Origin of the sequence: Sphingobacterium sp. WOUb80 (genome assembly GCF_050058145.1) — a bacterium.
In the GTDB taxonomy this organism is placed as follows: domain Bacteria; phylum Bacteroidota; class Bacteroidia; order Sphingobacteriales; family Sphingobacteriaceae; genus Sphingobacterium.
Map to the genome: position 1 here is coordinate 4010231 of NZ_CP165617.1, position 17352 is coordinate 4027582.

At 37.9% G+C, this 17352-nt stretch carries 17 protein-coding genes and 2 tRNA genes; 11 read left to right on the forward strand and 8 right to left on the reverse strand.

Going from position 1 to position 17352, the window contains the following annotated elements; genetic code table 11:
• Positions 1-102 precede the first annotated feature (102 nt).
• The 4 genes from tatA to AB1Z56_RS16840 all read right to left on the reverse strand — a co-directional run bounded on the left by tatA (position 103) and on the right by AB1Z56_RS16840 (position 4321).
• On the reverse strand, positions 103-300 hold the full coding sequence (gene tatA / locus AB1Z56_RS16825) for a twin-arginine translocase TatA/TatE family subunit (protein ID WP_046671996.1): 198 nt from the start codon (positions 298-300) through the stop codon (positions 103-105).
• A gap of 93 nt (positions 301-393) precedes the next feature.
• Positions 394-1698 carry a murein hydrolase activator EnvC family protein gene (locus AB1Z56_RS16830; RefSeq protein ID WP_309367114.1) on the reverse strand — a complete coding sequence of 435 codons (1305 nt, stop codon included), beginning with the start codon at positions 1696-1698 and terminating at the stop codon, positions 394-396.
• Positions 1699-1806: 108 nt separating this feature from the next.
• Positions 1807-2610 (reverse strand): DUF4292 domain-containing protein, encoded by an 804-nt coding sequence (locus AB1Z56_RS16835; protein WP_309367115.1) that lies wholly within the window; start codon positions 2608-2610, stop codon positions 1807-1809.
• The gene (locus tag AB1Z56_RS16840) at positions 2600-4321 is read right to left on the reverse strand and encodes a tetratricopeptide repeat protein (protein ID WP_309367116.1); all 1722 of its coding nucleotides are present in this window, start codon (positions 4319-4321) and stop codon (positions 2600-2602) included. The genes AB1Z56_RS16835 and AB1Z56_RS16840 overlap by 11 nt, the downstream gene beginning before the upstream one ends.
• A gap of 235 nt (positions 4322-4556) precedes the next feature.
• Here AB1Z56_RS16840 and rplM point away from each other — a divergent pair, with 235 nt between their 5' ends.
• The 6 genes from rplM to AB1Z56_RS16870 all read left to right on the forward strand — a co-directional run bounded on the left by rplM (position 4557) and on the right by AB1Z56_RS16870 (position 9240).
• Positions 4557-5000 carry a 50S ribosomal protein L13 gene (gene rplM / locus AB1Z56_RS16845; protein WP_046671993.1) on the forward strand — a complete coding sequence of 148 codons (444 nt, stop codon included), beginning with the start codon at positions 4557-4559 and terminating at the stop codon, positions 4998-5000.
• Positions 5001-5011: 11 nt separating this feature from the next.
• On the forward strand, positions 5012-5398 hold the full coding sequence (gene rpsI / locus AB1Z56_RS16850) for a 30S ribosomal protein S9 (RefSeq protein ID WP_309367117.1): 387 nt from the start codon (positions 5012-5014) through the stop codon (positions 5396-5398).
• A gap of 18 nt (positions 5399-5416) precedes the next feature.
• Positions 5417-6214 carry a 30S ribosomal protein S2 gene (gene rpsB / locus AB1Z56_RS16855; protein ID WP_075994149.1) on the forward strand — a complete coding sequence of 266 codons (798 nt, stop codon included), beginning with the start codon at positions 5417-5419 and terminating at the stop codon, positions 6212-6214.
• 195 nt (positions 6215-6409) lie between these two features.
• The gene (tsf, locus tag AB1Z56_RS16860; protein WP_075994150.1) at positions 6410-7246 is read left to right on the forward strand and encodes a translation elongation factor Ts; all 837 of its coding nucleotides are present in this window, start codon (positions 6410-6412) and stop codon (positions 7244-7246) included.
• 185 nt (positions 7247-7431) lie between these two features.
• Positions 7432-8295: an SDR family oxidoreductase gene (locus AB1Z56_RS16865; protein WP_309367174.1), complete on the forward strand. Its 864-nt coding sequence runs from the start codon at positions 7432-7434 to the stop codon at positions 8293-8295.
• A 126-nt stretch (positions 8296-8421) separates the two neighbouring features.
• Positions 8422-9240 (forward strand): helix-turn-helix domain-containing protein, encoded by an 819-nt coding sequence (locus AB1Z56_RS16870; RefSeq protein ID WP_426789706.1) that lies wholly within the window; start codon positions 8422-8424, stop codon positions 9238-9240.
• Here the strand turns inward: AB1Z56_RS16870 and AB1Z56_RS16875 are convergent.
• Positions 9237-9497 carry a hypothetical protein gene (locus tag AB1Z56_RS16875; protein ID WP_309367119.1) on the reverse strand — a complete coding sequence of 87 codons (261 nt, stop codon included), beginning with the start codon at positions 9495-9497 and terminating at the stop codon, positions 9237-9239. The two genes, AB1Z56_RS16870 and AB1Z56_RS16875, sit on opposite strands and share 4 nt — an antisense overlap.
• Positions 9498-9698: 201 nt before the next feature.
• Between AB1Z56_RS16875 and AB1Z56_RS16880 the strand changes: the two genes are divergently transcribed.
• The 3 genes from AB1Z56_RS16880 to AB1Z56_RS16890 all read left to right on the forward strand — a co-directional run bounded on the left by AB1Z56_RS16880 (position 9699) and on the right by AB1Z56_RS16890 (position 12698).
• Positions 9699-10082, forward strand: coding sequence for a hypothetical protein (locus AB1Z56_RS16880; RefSeq protein ID WP_426789707.1), 384 nt, complete (start codon positions 9699-9701; stop codon positions 10080-10082).
• 158 nt (positions 10083-10240) lie between these two features.
• Positions 10241-11017 (forward strand): ABC transporter ATP-binding protein, encoded by a 777-nt coding sequence (locus AB1Z56_RS16885; RefSeq protein ID WP_426789708.1) that lies wholly within the window; start codon positions 10241-10243, stop codon positions 11015-11017.
• Position 11018: 1 nt separating this feature from the next.
• On the forward strand, positions 11019-12698 hold the full coding sequence (locus AB1Z56_RS16890; protein ID WP_426789709.1) for a hypothetical protein: 1680 nt from the start codon (positions 11019-11021) through the stop codon (positions 12696-12698).
• Positions 12699-12786: 88 nt separating this feature from the next.
• On the opposite strand, the gene AB1Z56_RS16895 is transcribed toward AB1Z56_RS16890, so the two are convergent.
• The 3 genes from AB1Z56_RS16895 to AB1Z56_RS16905 all read right to left on the reverse strand — a co-directional run bounded on the left by AB1Z56_RS16895 (position 12787) and on the right by AB1Z56_RS16905 (position 15279).
• Positions 12787-14703, reverse strand: a complete 1917-nt coding sequence (locus tag AB1Z56_RS16895) for a peptide-N-glycosidase F-related protein (protein WP_426789710.1) — start codon at positions 14701-14703, stop codon at positions 12787-12789.
• Between the two features lie 136 nt (positions 14704-14839).
• Positions 14840-14913, reverse strand: a tRNA-Met gene (locus AB1Z56_RS16900).
• 292 nt (positions 14914-15205) lie between these two features.
• Positions 15206-15279 (reverse strand) — tRNA-Met (locus AB1Z56_RS16905).
• A gap of 65 nt (positions 15280-15344) precedes the next feature.
• Between AB1Z56_RS16905 and AB1Z56_RS16910 the strand changes: the two genes are divergently transcribed.
• Both AB1Z56_RS16910 and AB1Z56_RS16915 read left to right on the forward strand, forming a co-directional pair.
• Positions 15345-15722 carry an START-like domain-containing protein gene (locus AB1Z56_RS16910; protein WP_309367124.1) on the forward strand — a complete coding sequence of 126 codons (378 nt, stop codon included), beginning with the start codon at positions 15345-15347 and terminating at the stop codon, positions 15720-15722.
• A 102-nt stretch (positions 15723-15824) separates the two neighbouring features.
• Positions 15825-17309, forward strand: a complete 1485-nt coding sequence (locus AB1Z56_RS16915) for an LptF/LptG family permease (protein WP_309367125.1) — start codon at positions 15825-15827, stop codon at positions 17307-17309.
• Positions 17310-17352: the final 43 nt, after the last annotated feature.

A 17352-nucleotide genomic window follows, 5' to 3' on the forward strand; every position in this document is an offset into this window, starting at 1 on the left:
AAAATGGTTTTCGTCCTATTTTGCAACAGGTCGAGTATAAAACAAAATACGATTTTGTTCCTCACAAAATCGTATCTATACTATATGGGATCAAAATCTCCCTTATTTGTTATCTTCTACTTCAGATTTTTTTTCAGGTGAAGACTCATCTTTTTGGCCTTCTTTAAATTCCTTTACTCCTTTACCCAATCCGCGCATCAATTCAGGAATCTTCTTGCCACCAAATAATAGTAACAATATTACTACAATGACAATTAACTCTTGCCCCCCGATTCCCATGATTAATAATGATGTTGACATAACTATAATTTCTTGTTTTTCAATTCTTTTAAACTAAAACTTTTCTCTCTCTTTACAAATGTAATGATAATTATTAAATATAGTAATTATTTCTTATCTCGCCAACCACGACATCGGATTCAGTGGTGTTGACCCTTGATAAACAGAGAAATCGACCATTGGTACACCTGTATCTGAGTCCACATCTGCCGTTCCTATAGTCTGACCTGTACTTACCTTCTGTCCTTTAGAAACACTTACACTTCCCATATTATTGTAGACAGTATAGTACTCACCGTGTTTAATCATGATTATTCGCTGACCGTACATTGTTAAAACACTACTTACCTCTCCTGCGAAAACTGCTTTAACGGCTGCGCCACTAGAAGTTTGAATCTTCACAGATATATGTTCCACATTCACATTCCTTCCAACGCTTTCTCCTCCAAAATCCTGCATGATCTTCGCATTAGAAACAGGCCAAGGTAAACTACCACGATTGGATCTAAAATCATTCGAAAGCTTTACCGCCTCTGGTGTACTACGGAGCACTTCTGATTCCGACATTTTCGAACTATTCGTTTTTGTATTACTCTTACCTTTTGTATTCGATGTAGATTCATTCGCTTTGCGGTTACGCTCCGCTGCTGCTTCTGCCGCACGACGTGCCGCCTCAGCTCGTCGACGTTCAGCTTCAATCTCTCTTCTAATGATTTCTTTAATGGCTGCATTAATACGACGTTCTTCTTTTTGCTTTTGCGTAATATCTTTTTTCACCCCACGTTCTGTAACAATCAGATCGCTCAATTGTCCTGAAAAAACAGATCGTTGCTGTGATATGGTTCTCTTTTCATTTTCCTGCTCTTTCATCAAGGCAACCTGTTTATTTCGATCCGCCTGCAATTGAGCGATTTTTTGTTCAATCTGCTTCTTGGTGTTTTCAATATCAGCAGCTTTCAGCTTTCTGGAATCGTTAAACTGTTGTAGGTACTTTACCCGTCTGAACCCTTGATTGAAATCCTTCGACGCAAAAATAAACATCAATTTATTGTATGCATTTCGGTTTCTGAACGCAAACATCACCATCTTCTCATAGTCACGTTTCATCTTTTCCAACTCAGCCTTCAACTTACTTACGGCAGCCGTATTTGCGTTGATATGCTTATTGATGACAGCGACTTCCGAAGTAATGGTATTTATCTTCTGCTCGCGCAAATTAATCTGCTTACTCAATGCTGTCACTTGTTGTTGGGTCAGTGATTTTTCTTTTGCAATCTCTTTGACCGTATTCTGTAATTCAGCAATTTCACGATTGAGCTTCTCGCGCTGTTTTTCAAGTTCAGCCCGAGTCTGTGCCGATGAAATTCCAATCATGAATAGGAAAGCAGCTATACTAAGTATCGTCTTTTTAAAGTTCATTTACAGTACTATTTTTTTGTGTTTGCCATCTTTCTACCCTATCAGTTTACGCCTAACTTTAGCAAACTAATTGCGAAAGTAATAAATCTAATGGAAATAGACAGCTTCTCATCGGATTACTTTATAACGTGACGATACTGAAAAAGGCATTTCGACTGGTTCATTAAAAGTCACTTTGTTGAAATTTATCTCTGTTTTTATCTCTTGGCGGCCATCGGAGATAATCATTTTTAACAGCATCGGAAATTCCTGTCCGGAAGCCATGGCATATTCACCATAATTAGCCTCCAGCAACTGTTTTTTGGAGAGTTGCGCTAATCTAAATTGATAAGGTCTATTGTTATTGTTTAATTTATATAGGAAATCCAGCTCATTCAGTTTACCATCAAGCTGAACAGACATCGAATCCTGTTTAAAGTTTACCTGATCGATATCGGACAGTAGATTCATGGACAGGTTGGCAAGCAATAGATCCTGTAAGTTTCCAAAAGTCAGATCTGGACTGGCAAAACGATATAGATAATCAAATGGTTTAACCATATATTCACTTTGGAATTTATTTAAGATCTGTACACTATCGGGCGTTATCAGCACGCGTGCCACTTCGATACCTAATGTAGCAGAAATGGAAATCCAGATTCTCTTGTCTTTCTCTATTCTAATATTCGAAGTGACATCGTAATTGTCCTTTCCAAGATCAAGACGCATTTTAGCTTTTCCGGAAAAAGTAGAATAATTCAAATTGGTCAAAAAAAGATTTCGTAAGCTATTTTTTTTTGCTTCCCTTGTATTATCCTTTATGATCAATTCATTTTCAGCTTTGAGGTCAGCACCTTTTAGCAGCTTCTTCTTAGAACTACAAGAAGAAAGCAAAAAGACCACCGCACATACCCAAACAATTTTATTCCACATAACTTTTAGTCTCAATCTTCTTTTTCAATTTCAGCTTATTTTCCTCCGTATCCCCCCCTTTTTCTAAAGCTAAGTTCCATTGTTTAATAGCCTCGGTTGTTTTTCCCAGTTTCATTAAAATGTCACCGTAGTGTTCCAGCAAAACCGAAGTTTGAGGATTTGTGTTCTTCAATGCTTTTTGAATCCATACAAGCGCATCCTCATATTTTCCATTCGCGAACAGCACCCAAGCATACGTATCTTCAAAAGTTCCATTATTAGGCTGCAACTTCGTCGCCATTGCTGCATACTTTGTTGCGTCATCAAGCCGTTCTTTTCTTAACGACAAATAGTATGCTAAATTGTTCATAGCCGTCACATTTGTGCTATCCAGCCGAATAGCTTCGATATAAGCAGCGTCAGAAGCTTTATACATTTTAAGGGAGTTATAAATATCGCCTAATCCCCCATAAATATTAGCTTGTAGAAAAGGAGAATCATCCTGCGCATTATTAAGCGCGGCTTCCATAAACTTACGGCTATTATCCATATCCTTTTTCATCAGATAAGCCATACTTGTAAAATAAAGTATAGTTGCATTGTTGGCGACATAATGTAATGCCTCACCACCATGAGCAATTGCCTGATCAAATTCTCCCTTGTCCATATCCAAGCTCATCAACATTCGCCAAGCATCAATCTGATAGGGATTCATACTGACAGCTACGGCTAGGGAACTTTGTGCCGCAGACTTATCGTCTTTCAACCAGAGTACTTGTCCCTTGGCCATATGGCTTTCCGCAATCCGCGGATGAACTTCAACCAAGATATTGGCCAATTCCAAAAGTTGGTCTTTTGTATAGGGGCCTTTCGGATTCAACAAGGTCATTATAATTCGATTCTTATCTGCGAAGTCAACTTTCTTAGATTGAAATCCTTGTTTAAGGGCATCGAAAGATAATTTTATCTTTTTATCAAATCGATAAAGATCTGCCAAATCAAAATAAAGAAAATCCTCCTTTGTCGTCTGAATACCTTTATTAATATAGTCCAATGCAAGCTTCGAATTTTTAGAAAGATTGTAAGCCTGAGCCAGCTGACCATACACTTGCGCAAGAGAAGTCCCCTTATCTGCCCAAGGTTTTAACAGATCAATTACGGCCTTATAATTCCCGGCATCGTTTAATAACACGCTACCAACCATATCCAATGTATCTGACGCCGTTGCAATTTCTTTTGTTTTATAGAAATACTCCAGCGCGACATCCTTGTAGCCACCGTTGAAAAGAAGCATAATACGTTCACGTTTGAGCGAAGCGGTATTATTATCATCCTGATCAATCAGCTTATCGAGATAGATTAATGCACTATCAGCGTCGTTTTTACTTTTAAAAGCATCGACAGCAAAACTGAGGTATTCGGGTTTAGATTGGATTCCCAAAGCTTCTTTTATGGCTTCGATCGCACCATCTTGATTTCTCATCTGCGCAAGCAGAATTGCTTTTGTAAAATAGATATCATCGGCTTGCGGATAATCTGCGATTATGGCGTCCAGAGAGTCCATTCCAGGACCAATTTTCCCTTGCTTCAATATCTCCTGTACGTTTTTGAATCGTGCATCGTACGGTTTAGGCTTCTTATCCGTAGACTGTGCGTGCAATGAGCCCAGAGCCACAATGAATAAACCAATAAAACTTAAAAAAACTCGTTTATCTAAAAAATTCAATCTCATCTACTTCCGCTATAATAATTTAAAAATTCTTCCTGCAATATACTAACTAATGTAACAATATTCATTCGAGGAAGTTGTAAAAATATTGAGATTAGCGGGGTTCGTTTTAAATTCACCTCGTTTTCAATAAAATAAGTAAAATAGATTTTAAAATATAGAATAATAGATGTACCTTTGCAGACCCTTGTGATAAGGGAAGGAAAAATATTTTAATAAATTATTTAAACAAAAGCAAGTGAATACGTTAAGTTACAAAACTGTCTCTGCCAACAAGAACACCGTTAACAAAGAGTGGATCGTTGTTGACGCTGAAGGAGAGATTTTGGGGCGCTTGGCGAGCAACATCGCGAAAGTAATTCGTGGTAAGCATAAGCCTACATTCACCCCTCACGTAGACTGCGGAGATAACGTGATTGTTATCAATGCGGACAAAATCAAATTGACAGGAAACAAATTGGGCGACAAAGTTTACGTTCGCTACACTGGATACCCAGGTGGTCAACGTTTTGTTTCTCCAAAAGAGTTAATGGCTAAATTCCCGGAGCGCATTATTGAAAAAGCTGTTCGTGGTATGCTTCCTAAAAACCGTTTAGGCCGTCAATTGTTTAAAAACCTTTACGTTTATGCTGGTACTGAGCACAAGCATGAAGCACAAAATCCAAAACCAGTTAAATTTTAAGGAGAATCGACATGTCAACAACTAACACTTCAGGAAGAAGAAAAACTGCTGTTGCCCGCATTTACTTAACTGCTGGTAGCGGAAACATTATCATAAACGGTAAAGACTACAAAGAGTATTTCCCAACATTACCTTTGCAATACATCGCTACACAGTCATTGAACGTAGCTGGTGAATTAGCAAACTTTGATGTAAAAGTAAACGTTAACGGAGGTGGTGTTAAAGGTCAAGCAGAAGCTGTTCGCTTAGCGATCTCAAAAGCTTTGGTTGAGCTTAACCCAGAAGTTAAACCTGCATTACGCGCTAAAGGTTTAGTAACACGTGATGACCGTATGGTTGAGCGTAAGAAACCAGGACGTCGTAAAGCTCGTAGAAGATTCCAATTCAGTAAACGTTAATCAAAGGAGGATCAAAAAATGGCAAGAACTACTTATCAAGATTTATTGGATGCAGGTGTGCACTTTGGTCACCTTACACGTAAATGGGATCCGAAAATGGCTAAGTACATTTTCATGGAGCGCAACGGTATCCACATCATTGACTTGAACAAAACTCTTACGAAATTAGAAGAAGCTGCTTCAGCTATCAAACAAATCGTAAAATCAGGTCGCAAAGTTTTATTCGTAGCTACGAAAAAACAAGCAAAAGAGATCATCGCACAACAAGCAAAAGAGGTTAACATGCCTTTCGTGACTGAGCGCTGGTTAGGAGGTATGCTTACAAACTTCGCTACAGTGCGTAAGTCTATCAAAAAAATGTCTAACATTGACAAAATGCAAAAAGATGGTACATACGATGTATTGTCTAAAAAAGAGAAATTGATGATTCAACGTGAACGTATCAAATTAGAAAACCTTTTAGGAGGTATCGCTGATTTGAACCGTTTACCAGCAGCTTTATTCATCATCGATGTGAAAAAAGAACACATCGCTGTTTCTGAAGCAATGAAATTGAACATCCCTACTTTTGCAATGGTAGATACAAACTCTGACCCTTCAAACATTGATTTCCCAATCCCTGCAAATGATGACGCTAGCAAATCGATTAGCTTAATCGCAGGTATCATTGGTCAAGCAATCCAAGAAGGTTTGGACGAGCGCAAACGCGACAAAGAAGAAGAAGCTGAAAAAGATGCTGCTGCTGCTAAAGCAAAAGCTGACAATGGAGAAGCTTCAGAAGCTAAACGTCCTCGCAAAGCGAAAGACGGAGAATAATATTTTTATTCCAAACCGGATGGCGTAGCGTTAGTTTCTGGAAAAGTTTACTTTTCTTGAGCTAGCCTCTCTGTCCGGTTTTTTGGTTTAACAACACTCGTTTATCAAGGAATGTTAAACTTCATATTAGCTTAACATGTTTTAAGTTAATATTGTACAAATTTCAGTCGTAAATAATAATAAAAAGAAATAAACATGTCAGTACAAATTTCTGCATCAGATGTAAACAAATTGCGTCAACAAACTGGCGCTGGTATGATGGATTGTAAAAAAGCTTTAGTTGAGTCTAATGGTGACTTTGAAGCTGCTGTAGATTACTTGCGTAAAAAAGGCGCTAAAGTAGCTGCTAGCCGTCAAGATCGCGACTCTAACGAAGGTGTTATCATCGCTAAAGCTACTGCTGATGGTAAATCAGGTATCGTAGTTGAAGTTAACTGTGAAACTGACTTCGTAGCTAAAAACGCAGACTTCGTAGCTTTCGCTGAAAAAATTGCAGATCTTGCATTAAACAATAAACCTGCTTCTTTGGAAGAATTAAAAGGTTTGGAACTTGATGGAAAAAACATCGCTGATTCTTTAATCGAGCAAACTGGTGTAATTGGTGAGAAAATTGACGTTTCTAAATACGAAACTATCACTGCTGAAAAAGTTATCGCTTATATCCACGGTAACTATCGTTTAGGTGTATTAGTAGGTCTTTCTGCTGATGCAGCTGGCGCTGAAGAAGCTGGTAAAGATGTAGCAATGCAAATTGCTGCAATGAACCCAATTGCAATTGACAAAGATGGTGTTGATCAAAACACAATCGAGCGTGAAATCGCTATTGCTAAAGAGCAAATCATTGCTGAAGGCAAACCTGCTGAAATGGCGGAGAAAATCGCTCAAGGTAAATTGAACAAATTCTTCAAAGATACAACTTTGTTAAACCAAGAATTCGTAAAAGATTCTTCTAAAAACATCGCTCAATTCTTGGATTCAGTTTCCAAAGGATTAACTGTAACTGCTTTCAAACGCGTACAATTAGGCGCATAAGTTTACAACCATTCTATTCAGAATGGAAATTTTAAAACAGGAGCTATTCACCGAATAGCTCCTGTTTTTGTTTATATCTCCCCACCAACTATTTCCAAGCTATTTTCCCACGCTTCACCGCGCCTTTCATTTTATTCCAAATTTGTGTAACTTAAGGATACATAAAAACTGGATAACATATGGGCATGTTAAAGGAAAACGCATTAAAAGGAAAACGCATTTTAATTACAGGTGGCGGCACTGGCCTAGGAAAAGCGATGACAGATTATTTCCTCGAGCTTGGAGCATCCTGTCTGATCACAAGTCGTAAAGATGACGTTATCCAACATACAGCAAACGAATTGTCCGAAAAACATCAAGCACAATGTCTTGCCGTTGCTGGGGATGTCCGCAATTATGAAGATGTCGAACGGATAGTTTCCTATGGCTATGAGCACTTGGGTGGAATAGATGTCCTCATCAACAATGCAGCCGGAAATTTTATCTCGCCAACAGAACGTTTAAGTCACAGAGCCTTCGAATCTGTGATTGGTATTGTTCTCCAAGGTAGCATAAACTATACCCTGGCGCTGGGCAAACGCTGGATTGAAGCCAACGAGCAGAATAAGGCGATACTTAGTATCGTAACAACCTATGCCTGGACCGGCTCAGGCTATGTGGTGCCCTCTGCGACAGCTAAAGCTGGTGTTCTTGCACTCACTAGATCTCTCGCAGTAGAATGGGGTAAAAAAGGAATACGCCTCAATGCGATAGCCCCTGGTCCATTTCAAACCTCAGGTGCCATGGAGCGTCTGCTCCCGGGCGAGCTAGGCGAACTTCTCTCACCTACCAAACGTATCCCCTTGGGCCGCTTGGGCAAACTGGAGGAACTGACTAACCTCGCGGCCTATCTGGTATCCGATTATGCCAGTTATATTAACGGTGACGTTATCACAATAGATGGCGGCGAGTGGCTTAAAGGAGCTGGAGAGTTCAATGGGCTGGATATTATTCCCGACGATCAATGGGATAATATTGAAAAGATGACCAGAAATGCAAAAAGCACCTAGTAGATATTCTGGTAACAAATAGTTTATATATAATATAATGTAACAATATTTAGGAGGGAAAAAGCAAAGCCTTTGATCCATTTTGCTTAGGTTTGTAATGATTATTTCTCAAATAGGCTCATACGTATGAATTTATCTATCGCTTCTCAAAAAATCAAGCACAAACAAAAAATAGAACTAGCCAAAGCGGGCTTTGATTTTGCGCTAGTTTATATTTCCGAAGGAACACTCGTCTCGAAGGGAAATAATTTAAAATTCCCGAAAGAAAATCTGCTTTTTATGAACAGAGATTCCGAAATACTTGAAACAAAAAAAGATTCAATTGTATCCGCACTTTATTTCTCCAGTTCCTATTTTAAAGACCTCCACTATATACAGCAAAATTTTAGATTGTCCCACAACCCAGTCGATATCTTTCATTCAAAGACTTTATTAAATAAAAGTCTTTCACTAAAAAAGGAAAATAAAAAAATAATTGAACGCGTAATTTCCCTGATTCAACAATATGAACATGAGGAAGCAGTGGTTTCTAGCTTTGTTTTTCACCAGACAATGTCCCTTTTCGCTTTAATCGAAAATATATTGAAGGATCTGGAGCTATCTATTAACGAGTCTTCTGAAATGTCTCAAGAGATCGAGCAATACATCCAACAGAATATTTATTTTCCCGATAAACTGCAAATAAAATCTATCGCAGATCAGTTTCAGATATCGGCAAATTATTTTGGTGCATTTTTTAAGAAAAGATATTCAAAAAGCTACAAAATCTACATAGATGATATTCGTATTGAACTAATTGAAGACAGATTAGCTTCGAATAGATACAGCATGAGACAAATTGTAGAGGAGCTAGGGTTCAACGATGAAAGTCACCTGACCAATTTCTATAAGAAAAAGAGGAATATTACACCCAGCTCTTATAAAAAATCTAAAAATAGTGCCTAATTGTCAAGTTGGATTATACCATTAAGATCATGATTTAAAGAACGTTGAATAGCGTCGTCTAATATAAGAATCTTCTTCCCTTGAAAGGTAGCAGTATCATTACTATCAAATTTTGAACGGTCAGCATTCAAAGACTCTAATTTCATGGGGAAATAAATTGGATTCTCATCTTCAGCGCGCCCGATGGTCAATAAAATATTGTAGCCTTGTAGGCGTAAACTCTGTAAAGTCTGATAATTTAAACGCTTGAAGATCATAATTCCTATTTTAAAATAGAACAAAGATACAATTACATTGTTTGGGTACTTCGATCATTTTTTTGTGTTTTTATTTTTCAAATAAGCCCTCAGATTTCTAATCGAATCGTCTAATACAGCAGGAGTAATCGTTTTGACAAATAAATCCAAAACTTTTTATTTTGAGAACTGTTTTACATATGAATAAAAATTAGCAGGATTATGTCGAAAAAAGAACGTAAAAATGGGAAAGTCGAAGAAGATTATCCTGATATGGAACAGGACCTTGCTTTTAATGAAGAGCTTGACAGTTATGAAATGGACGTCGATGACAATGATCCAGACTATGATCACCCCGCTGATTACGATACAATAGCTGAAGGCGCTGTCGATGACGATTCAACCTATGACGATTCAAATCCTTTTGTCGGAGACGAATATGCAACTCAAGATGAACTCGAAGAGGACGATCTTGATGATGCAAATATGCGAATCGAGACTTTTAGCCATGAAAAGCTCTCGCCATTAGATAAGAAATTGGCCGAGAATGAAGAAGATTTGAGAGATGACCTCGATGAAGAAGGATATCCAAAAAATGACAGGTAGTTTTCCAAAAATAAATATTGCGAAAAAAGGGACCAAAAGGTCCCTTTTCTATTAGGTAATCAATTAGACTTTTTTCAGATATTCAATCTATGTACCATTCAATTATAAACTAATAACTCCAGATTTTTATGTAAGTTTACTTTGAAGATTATAATTATATGGAAAGTATATTACCCCTCATTCGTATTGTTGACCTAAAAAAATCATACGGAACAAAGGAAATATTAAGAGGAATCAATTTAGATATATTCCCAGGCCAAGTCATCGGATATATAGGCCCAAATGGCGCCGGCAAGTCCACTACTGTTAAAATACTAACAGGGCTGATCGAAGATTTCACGGGTACTGTAGAGATTAAGGGCATCAATATTCAAAAAGATCCACTTGCGGTGAAGGCATTGCTGGGCTATGTCCCTGAAAATGCTGAGTTGTATGAAGTCCTGACTCCTATCGAATATTTAGATTTTGTAGGTAAGCTGTACGGAATGGAAGACAAAATCATTCAGGAACGCTCACTAAAGTTATTGGGTGCCTTCGGTCTTGAACCCAATGCAAATAATAGAATGGATACCTTCTCCAAAGGAATGCGCCAAAAAGTACTTCTTATTTCAGGTATTATACACAATCCCCAAATTATCATTCTGGACGAACCACTATCTGGCCTTGATGCCAATGCGGTTATATTTGTTAAGGAACTCATTTCTTTGCTTGCAAAGGAAGGAAAGACAATTTTCTATTGCTCGCATATGATGGACGTTGTTGAAAAGGTCTCCGATCGAATTTTACTGATAAGCCAGGGAAGTATTATTGCCGATGGTACTATTGAGGAATTAAAATCCGACCCCAACGAATCGTTAGAACATATATTTGCGAAATTAACCAATAATGACAGTAGCGCGTTAGATGCTTCAAATATCATTACAGCAATACAATAACATGGAAAAATTCATCTTACGGTTTATTCTTCTTTTCCGTGGCATCTGGAAAAGTTTAGGAATTAACTATGAACAATTTAAGGTCATTTTAGAAACGAAAATGACTTTAGAAAATAGAAAACCTATTAGCTTCCGGAAGCGCAACTCAGGCAAATCCTCTTCTTCCTCCTCCATTTTACAATTTGTATTATATCTCATATTCGGCTTGATATTCATGGTCATTATTTTATCAATTCCAGATAGATACTTGTCCGTTTCGATTATGCTACTAAGTTTTATCAGCATGCTGAGCATTACGTTGGTTTCCGATTTTTCTCCTATACTGTTAGATACGCGGGATCAATATATCATTATGCAAAGACCGGTCGATGATAAGACCTTAGCTATTTCTCGAATTACTTTTATTGCAATTAAGCTCTTTAATCAAGTCATAGCTTTAACTTTGCCGGTACTTATCTATGTCGCATTCGACTGGGATATAGGCGCTGTCCTTATTTTATGCTTACAGCTTATACTAAGTACATTAATCGCGCTAATATTTGTCAATGGATTTTATCTGATTAGCATCAAATATCTCCCCATACAAAAGTTTAAAGATGTTATTACTTATATACAGATCGGTCTCTCGCTGGTTCTTTTCCTCTCCTATTATGTCGGTCCAAATTTGATCCAATCTATTGTAGAATCACATTTAACCATGGAACAGCTTCGATTCCTTTGGCTATTCCCAAGCACATGGATCGCATCTTTTCAGCCGCTGATCTTTGGGGACAGCAGTTTGCCAATTATCGTCTTATCAGCACTAGGTATATTAGCTCCTCTTGGAGGCATCTATGCTTGTAGCAAACTATTTTCACGAGGATTTAATGCCAAAATAGCTGCGCTCGCAAGTGCCGATAACCTTCCGAACGATACTCCGCCGATACCCCGGGATAATACAATCAAATTGCCTTTATATAAAAAGTTTGCTGCAAAAGTATGTTCATCTCCGGTTGAAGAGGCCGGATTTAGTATTGTGTGGCTTATAAGTTCGAAAACAAGAGAATTTAAACAGCAGCTTTATCCCTCATTGGCCTATCTGCCTATTTACTTTGTTTTTCTATTTCTACGTGCAGGAGATGATCTTCCCATGACCGGAAAAATACTAAAACTCAGGGATTCAGGCCTGTATATCGTTATGTTTTATCTTTCTTTACTCACGATATTAACCGTCTTTCACCTTATTACCCAAAGTAATAAATATAAAGCCGCCTGGATATACCACATAACACCTATACAAAAACCGGGGCAATTAATGACTGGCGTTCTTAAAGCATGTCTTATTAAATATGTTTTGCCATTCAATATCCTGTTTCTTTGTATCTGCATACCCCTATTTGGGATCTCTTCTCTTAATGATCTATTATTGTCATCTGCAATCGGTGGCATAGAAAGCATTCTAGTTATGCTTTTCCTTGTTAAAAATTATCCATTTTCAAAAGCAAATCAATCCAACTCAAAAACAGTAACAAATCTACTGATATTAGGGCTATTGGGGATTTTGGGCTATTTACATAAAACAATCTTCCATTATGAAACTTTAATTTGGGTCTTAGCCGGACTCGGTTGGGTCGTGTTCTTTTTAATGTTAAAATACTTACAGAAAGAGGATTGGAAAAGCCTAGCTTACGAAGACAATTAACAATCTAGAAAAAAAAGCTCCACTGGTGGAGCTTTTTTTCTAGATCTTTAAAAATCTGAGCACAAAATGTATTCAAGCTTCTATTCTGTTATCTCTTATTTATTCGTCCTTTAAATTGGCTAACACCATCCATGAAAACTTCAACGATTATTCTTCCCGAAGGTAAGTCATTCAGATCATAGTTCAGGACAGCCTGCTGGATGGATTTGTATACGTGCTTTTGCCACAATACACCATCGACCATAATCAGCACAGTCATCTCACTTTTTTTATTAGACACTACGCTTAACTGAGTCTTATCGACAACCGATCTAGGATAAAGTGAAAATGCATACTGTGCCGAAGTCGTGTCTAGCTCAAATCCACGCTTCGCGTTGAAGCTGAACATTTCACCATTGCCACAGTCACTTTCAAAACTATGGATAAGGTTACCTTTCAGATCAAAAATACGTAGATGGCCATCGCCATTTTCGGGCTGCGCCCAAAATTGCAGTCCATTTCCGGCCGTATCAATTAGGGAGAGCGAATAATTCCCCTCCGTCAGGTGTAAAGTATCTCTATAAATCGTTGCGGCAGTCAATTGCGATGCATTTTTGCGAAAAACTGTATCCTGCTTTGCATCGACCAGAAAGATATGGTTATCTGCAGGTTTATTGTTCGTAAGAAACTCTAAAACAAAATCAGTCGGGAATTTTTGTGGAGCTGAAAAGACACTTTGTGCCTTATTATCTGCGGACCATGCATCGGTCTTGCCATTAGGTTTTAAAAGTGATACCGAAAACACATTCTTGCCATCCTTTTCAGCTATTTCACCAGGCAAGATCACTTCGGCAACTTGATTAAAAGAAAGATTACCTTTCCAATGAAAAGTTTTGGATGGAAATCCATTTGTTCCATAAACAATGGTTAAGGATCGAATCGGATCAGAACCCAAATTTCTAAAAGAGATCCTTGGGCCAGCACTCGCCGGATTTAATCTAGAAAAACGCTGTTCATCACTTGGAACCATTATTGACTCTACTGCAACATCTACTTTTTCTTTGGGTGCTGAATATTGAAACAGATAAGCAGATATATTTTCGACAGCCTGTACATTATCTGTCGCCGTATAGGGTTCCATCTGCAGGGCAACTTTATGCGTACCAACCTTGGTAAATACATCAATAAAATCAGGTTGCTGCAAATCTCCAGGGCACCAATATGCGCGATCATGTACCCAGGTACCACCTTGTGGATAAAGGGGATTACCACCGCATTTCTTCCACATATCACGCCGATCCACTGTCTTTCCATCTAACGTTAGTTCGCGCCATCGGCTACAGAATTCGCTACAGCCACGCGGTTTATCCATACCGTGTCCTGTATGCTGAATACGTATTCTGCTCAATGCAGCTCCCGGATTCAAGGTATATGTTATCGGCAACAAATGCTCCTCGATCTTCTCGTTGGCATTTCCATATTTATAAGCTTTATTCCAAAGGGGTGTGATACCAAGGGGTGTAACAACTGGTGGGCCTGACAAAATTTCAAAATCCACGGTAAGCGCCCAACCGACAGTTTTGTCCTCAAAACCAGAATGGGTATAGACAATTTCCACACTATCCCGTAGAAAAGGAGCAAAATCAGTTACATCGACTTGCCACTTCCAACTCCAACCTTTATTGTAGATGCTACCATATGGCGTAAGCATTCTTCCTAATTCATAATTTAGCGCAGGTCCATCCTTACCTCCTTTACGACGCAGTATAATATGATCCAAATAATCCCAATGCGCCGTGCGTAAACTATCTGGACTCCCTAATGTGACAAACATGGTTATCTTTCTTATGCGATCGTTATCTTTTGGAAACACGCCCCAGGCTGGATAGGAATTCTCACCTTTTTGTGCATCACAGACAATAGTCTTACGTTGATGTGTGATGACATGGCTTGTTATTGCCTGTTGTGCCAAAACATGATAGCAGATAAAATAGCAAAATAGGGTCAGTATAGATCTTATATTCATTCATTAAAATATTTACCCAGGAAACAATACAAAGATCGATGTACTCTTGTCAACGGCGAAAAAAAGGTATTGCGGTAAAAAGGAAATACATTCAATCATAAAAAAAGCACCAGTCTTAACAGACTGATGCTTTTAGTAGCGGGGAGCAGAATCGAACTGCCGACCTTTGGGTTATGAATCCAACGCTCTAACCATCTGAGCTACCCCGCCGTTTCGGTATGCAAATATACCACTTCATGCGTCAATTCAAAAGATTTTTTTATTTTTTTACTAATTATGTCACTTTAAAACCCTTTGCTAAACGCAACAAACTCATTTTTAACTAAGTAAATTTATTGCCAAAAAACAGAATATAAAGCCAAAAAAGTTGGTGAAACTAAAAACAAGATATTTATCAAAAAACGGGGCAACTTTTCACAAAAAAACTTGCAATAACAAAATAAATATGTATTATTACAAATAATAAGTTGATGCAGTAAAAAGCAATTTTGGAAGAGATTTGTAGCGGGGAGCAGAATCGAACTGCCGACCTTTGGGTTATGAATCCAACGCTCTAACCATCTGAGCTACCCCGCCATTTTGGGAATGCAAATATAGCTTATTTTTGATTTAAACAAACTAAAATTTAAAAAAACATTTATATGGCAGATAAAATAAAATTCCATCTAGAATATATCATCAACTCTTCACCTAGAATTTTATTTCCGTATTTGCAAGAACCAAACGAATTGGCGCAATGGTTTGCAGATGATGTAAACTATAAAGACACCGTTTATACTTTCATTTGGGATGATGAACCTCATCGAGCAAAAATTGTGGCATCGAGAGAAAATAAATCTGTACGCTTTAAATGGCTCGATGACGATCCCTATTATTTCGATCTGGAGATCGATCAAGACGAGCTAACGAATGATGTTGCTCTTAAAATAACAGATTACGCTAAAGAAGAAGACCTTGAAAATAGAAAATTAATTTGGAAAAATTCAATAGTCTATCTTCAAAGTGTTATAGGTGCATAAAAAAGCCTATCTTTGCAATATATTTCTAGGAAGGGCTCCTATAGGAGCTTCTTCTCTGGAAGATGCTTTAATGTAAAGGCATCAATTTGCTTTGCGTCACGGATGAAAAAAGTTCATTTACTTATTCTTCAAGCTTTCATAAAACCATTCATTGTCACATTCTTTATTGTGATGTTTGTCTTATTAATGCTTTTCCTATTCAAATACATTGATGATTTGATTGGCAAAGGATTTGAATGGTATACAATCATGGAGTTAATTGGTTATCAGTGCGTTGTTCAAATTCAGATGGCAATGCCTTTATCCATGCTTCTCTCTTCCATTATGACTTTCGGAAATCTGGGTGAAAGCTATGAATTGGTTGCGATCAAGGCGGCTGGGGTATCTCTGCGCAAAGCGATGACTCCACTATTTGTCCTCGTTGCCATCTTCGCAACAAGTTCTTTCCTATTCTCTGACTATATTCTTCCCGTCGTGAATTTGAAAATGGGAACCTTACTTACAGATGTCCGTAATAAAAAGGCGGATTTCCTGATTAAGCCCGGAATCTTTAACAATACTATTCCAGGTTACTCCATTCGCGCCAAAGGAAAAAACAAAGAAGGAACAATTCTTTACGACCTGATGATCTATGACCATCGTGGTGGCAATACGGCCAACAATGTGCTTATAGCTAAAGAGGGCTATATCTATAACTCCCCAGACAACAATTATATGATCCTAAAACTTAAGGATGGTATACGTTATGAGGAAGCTCGGACAAAAAACTCCAAAACCTACGACCCACGTCAGCAATTTACCCGATTTAAGTTCAAGGAAACGGAACAAAAATTTGATATGGGCAGTTTCCAACAGGGCAAAACAGATGAAAATCTTTTCAAGAGCCATCATGCCATGTTAAATTTGAAACAGTTGGATATGTACATCGACTCCAACCATATCAAAATAGACAGTATGGGCAAAGCAATCACCCGTACATTAGATACCCGATATAATATCTATTCGAAATATTTTAGTGCCAATCAACCCGGACAGCCAAAAGTCAAAGAAGCTAAAATCAAGCCTTTTAAAAATTTGCTCACAGACCTGGTACCCCAGGAGCAGCGTTCTCAGATCACGATGAATGCGTTAAACCAGCTTAATTATTTAAAAGAAGATCTAAATGGCCGTACACTTGAGTTTAAAGATTACAAATCGAAAGATATTCGCTATCGTATTGAATGGCATCGCAAATTTACCCTAGCTGTCTCCTGTCTTTTATTATTTGCTATAGGAGCACCGCTAGGAGCCATCATCAGAAAGGGCGGCCTCGGTCTTCCTGTTGTTATGGCCATTATTTTCTTTTTGATCTACCATATTATCTCGACAGTAGCAGAAAAAACGGCTAAAGATGGTGCCATATCATCAGCCGTAGGCATGTGGATGGCTATTATTGTCTTAACACCATTGGCCGCTTTTCTAACATACAAGTCAACAACAGATTCCGCCTTATTTGATATTGATCAATATAAATTAAAAGTAGAAGCCGCTTGGAAATGGATTAAGGAAAAGCTTGCAAAAAAGAATAAATTAAAAGAGTCACATTAGATTGTGACAACGCTATTATAAATAAATTTAGATTCTACACTAA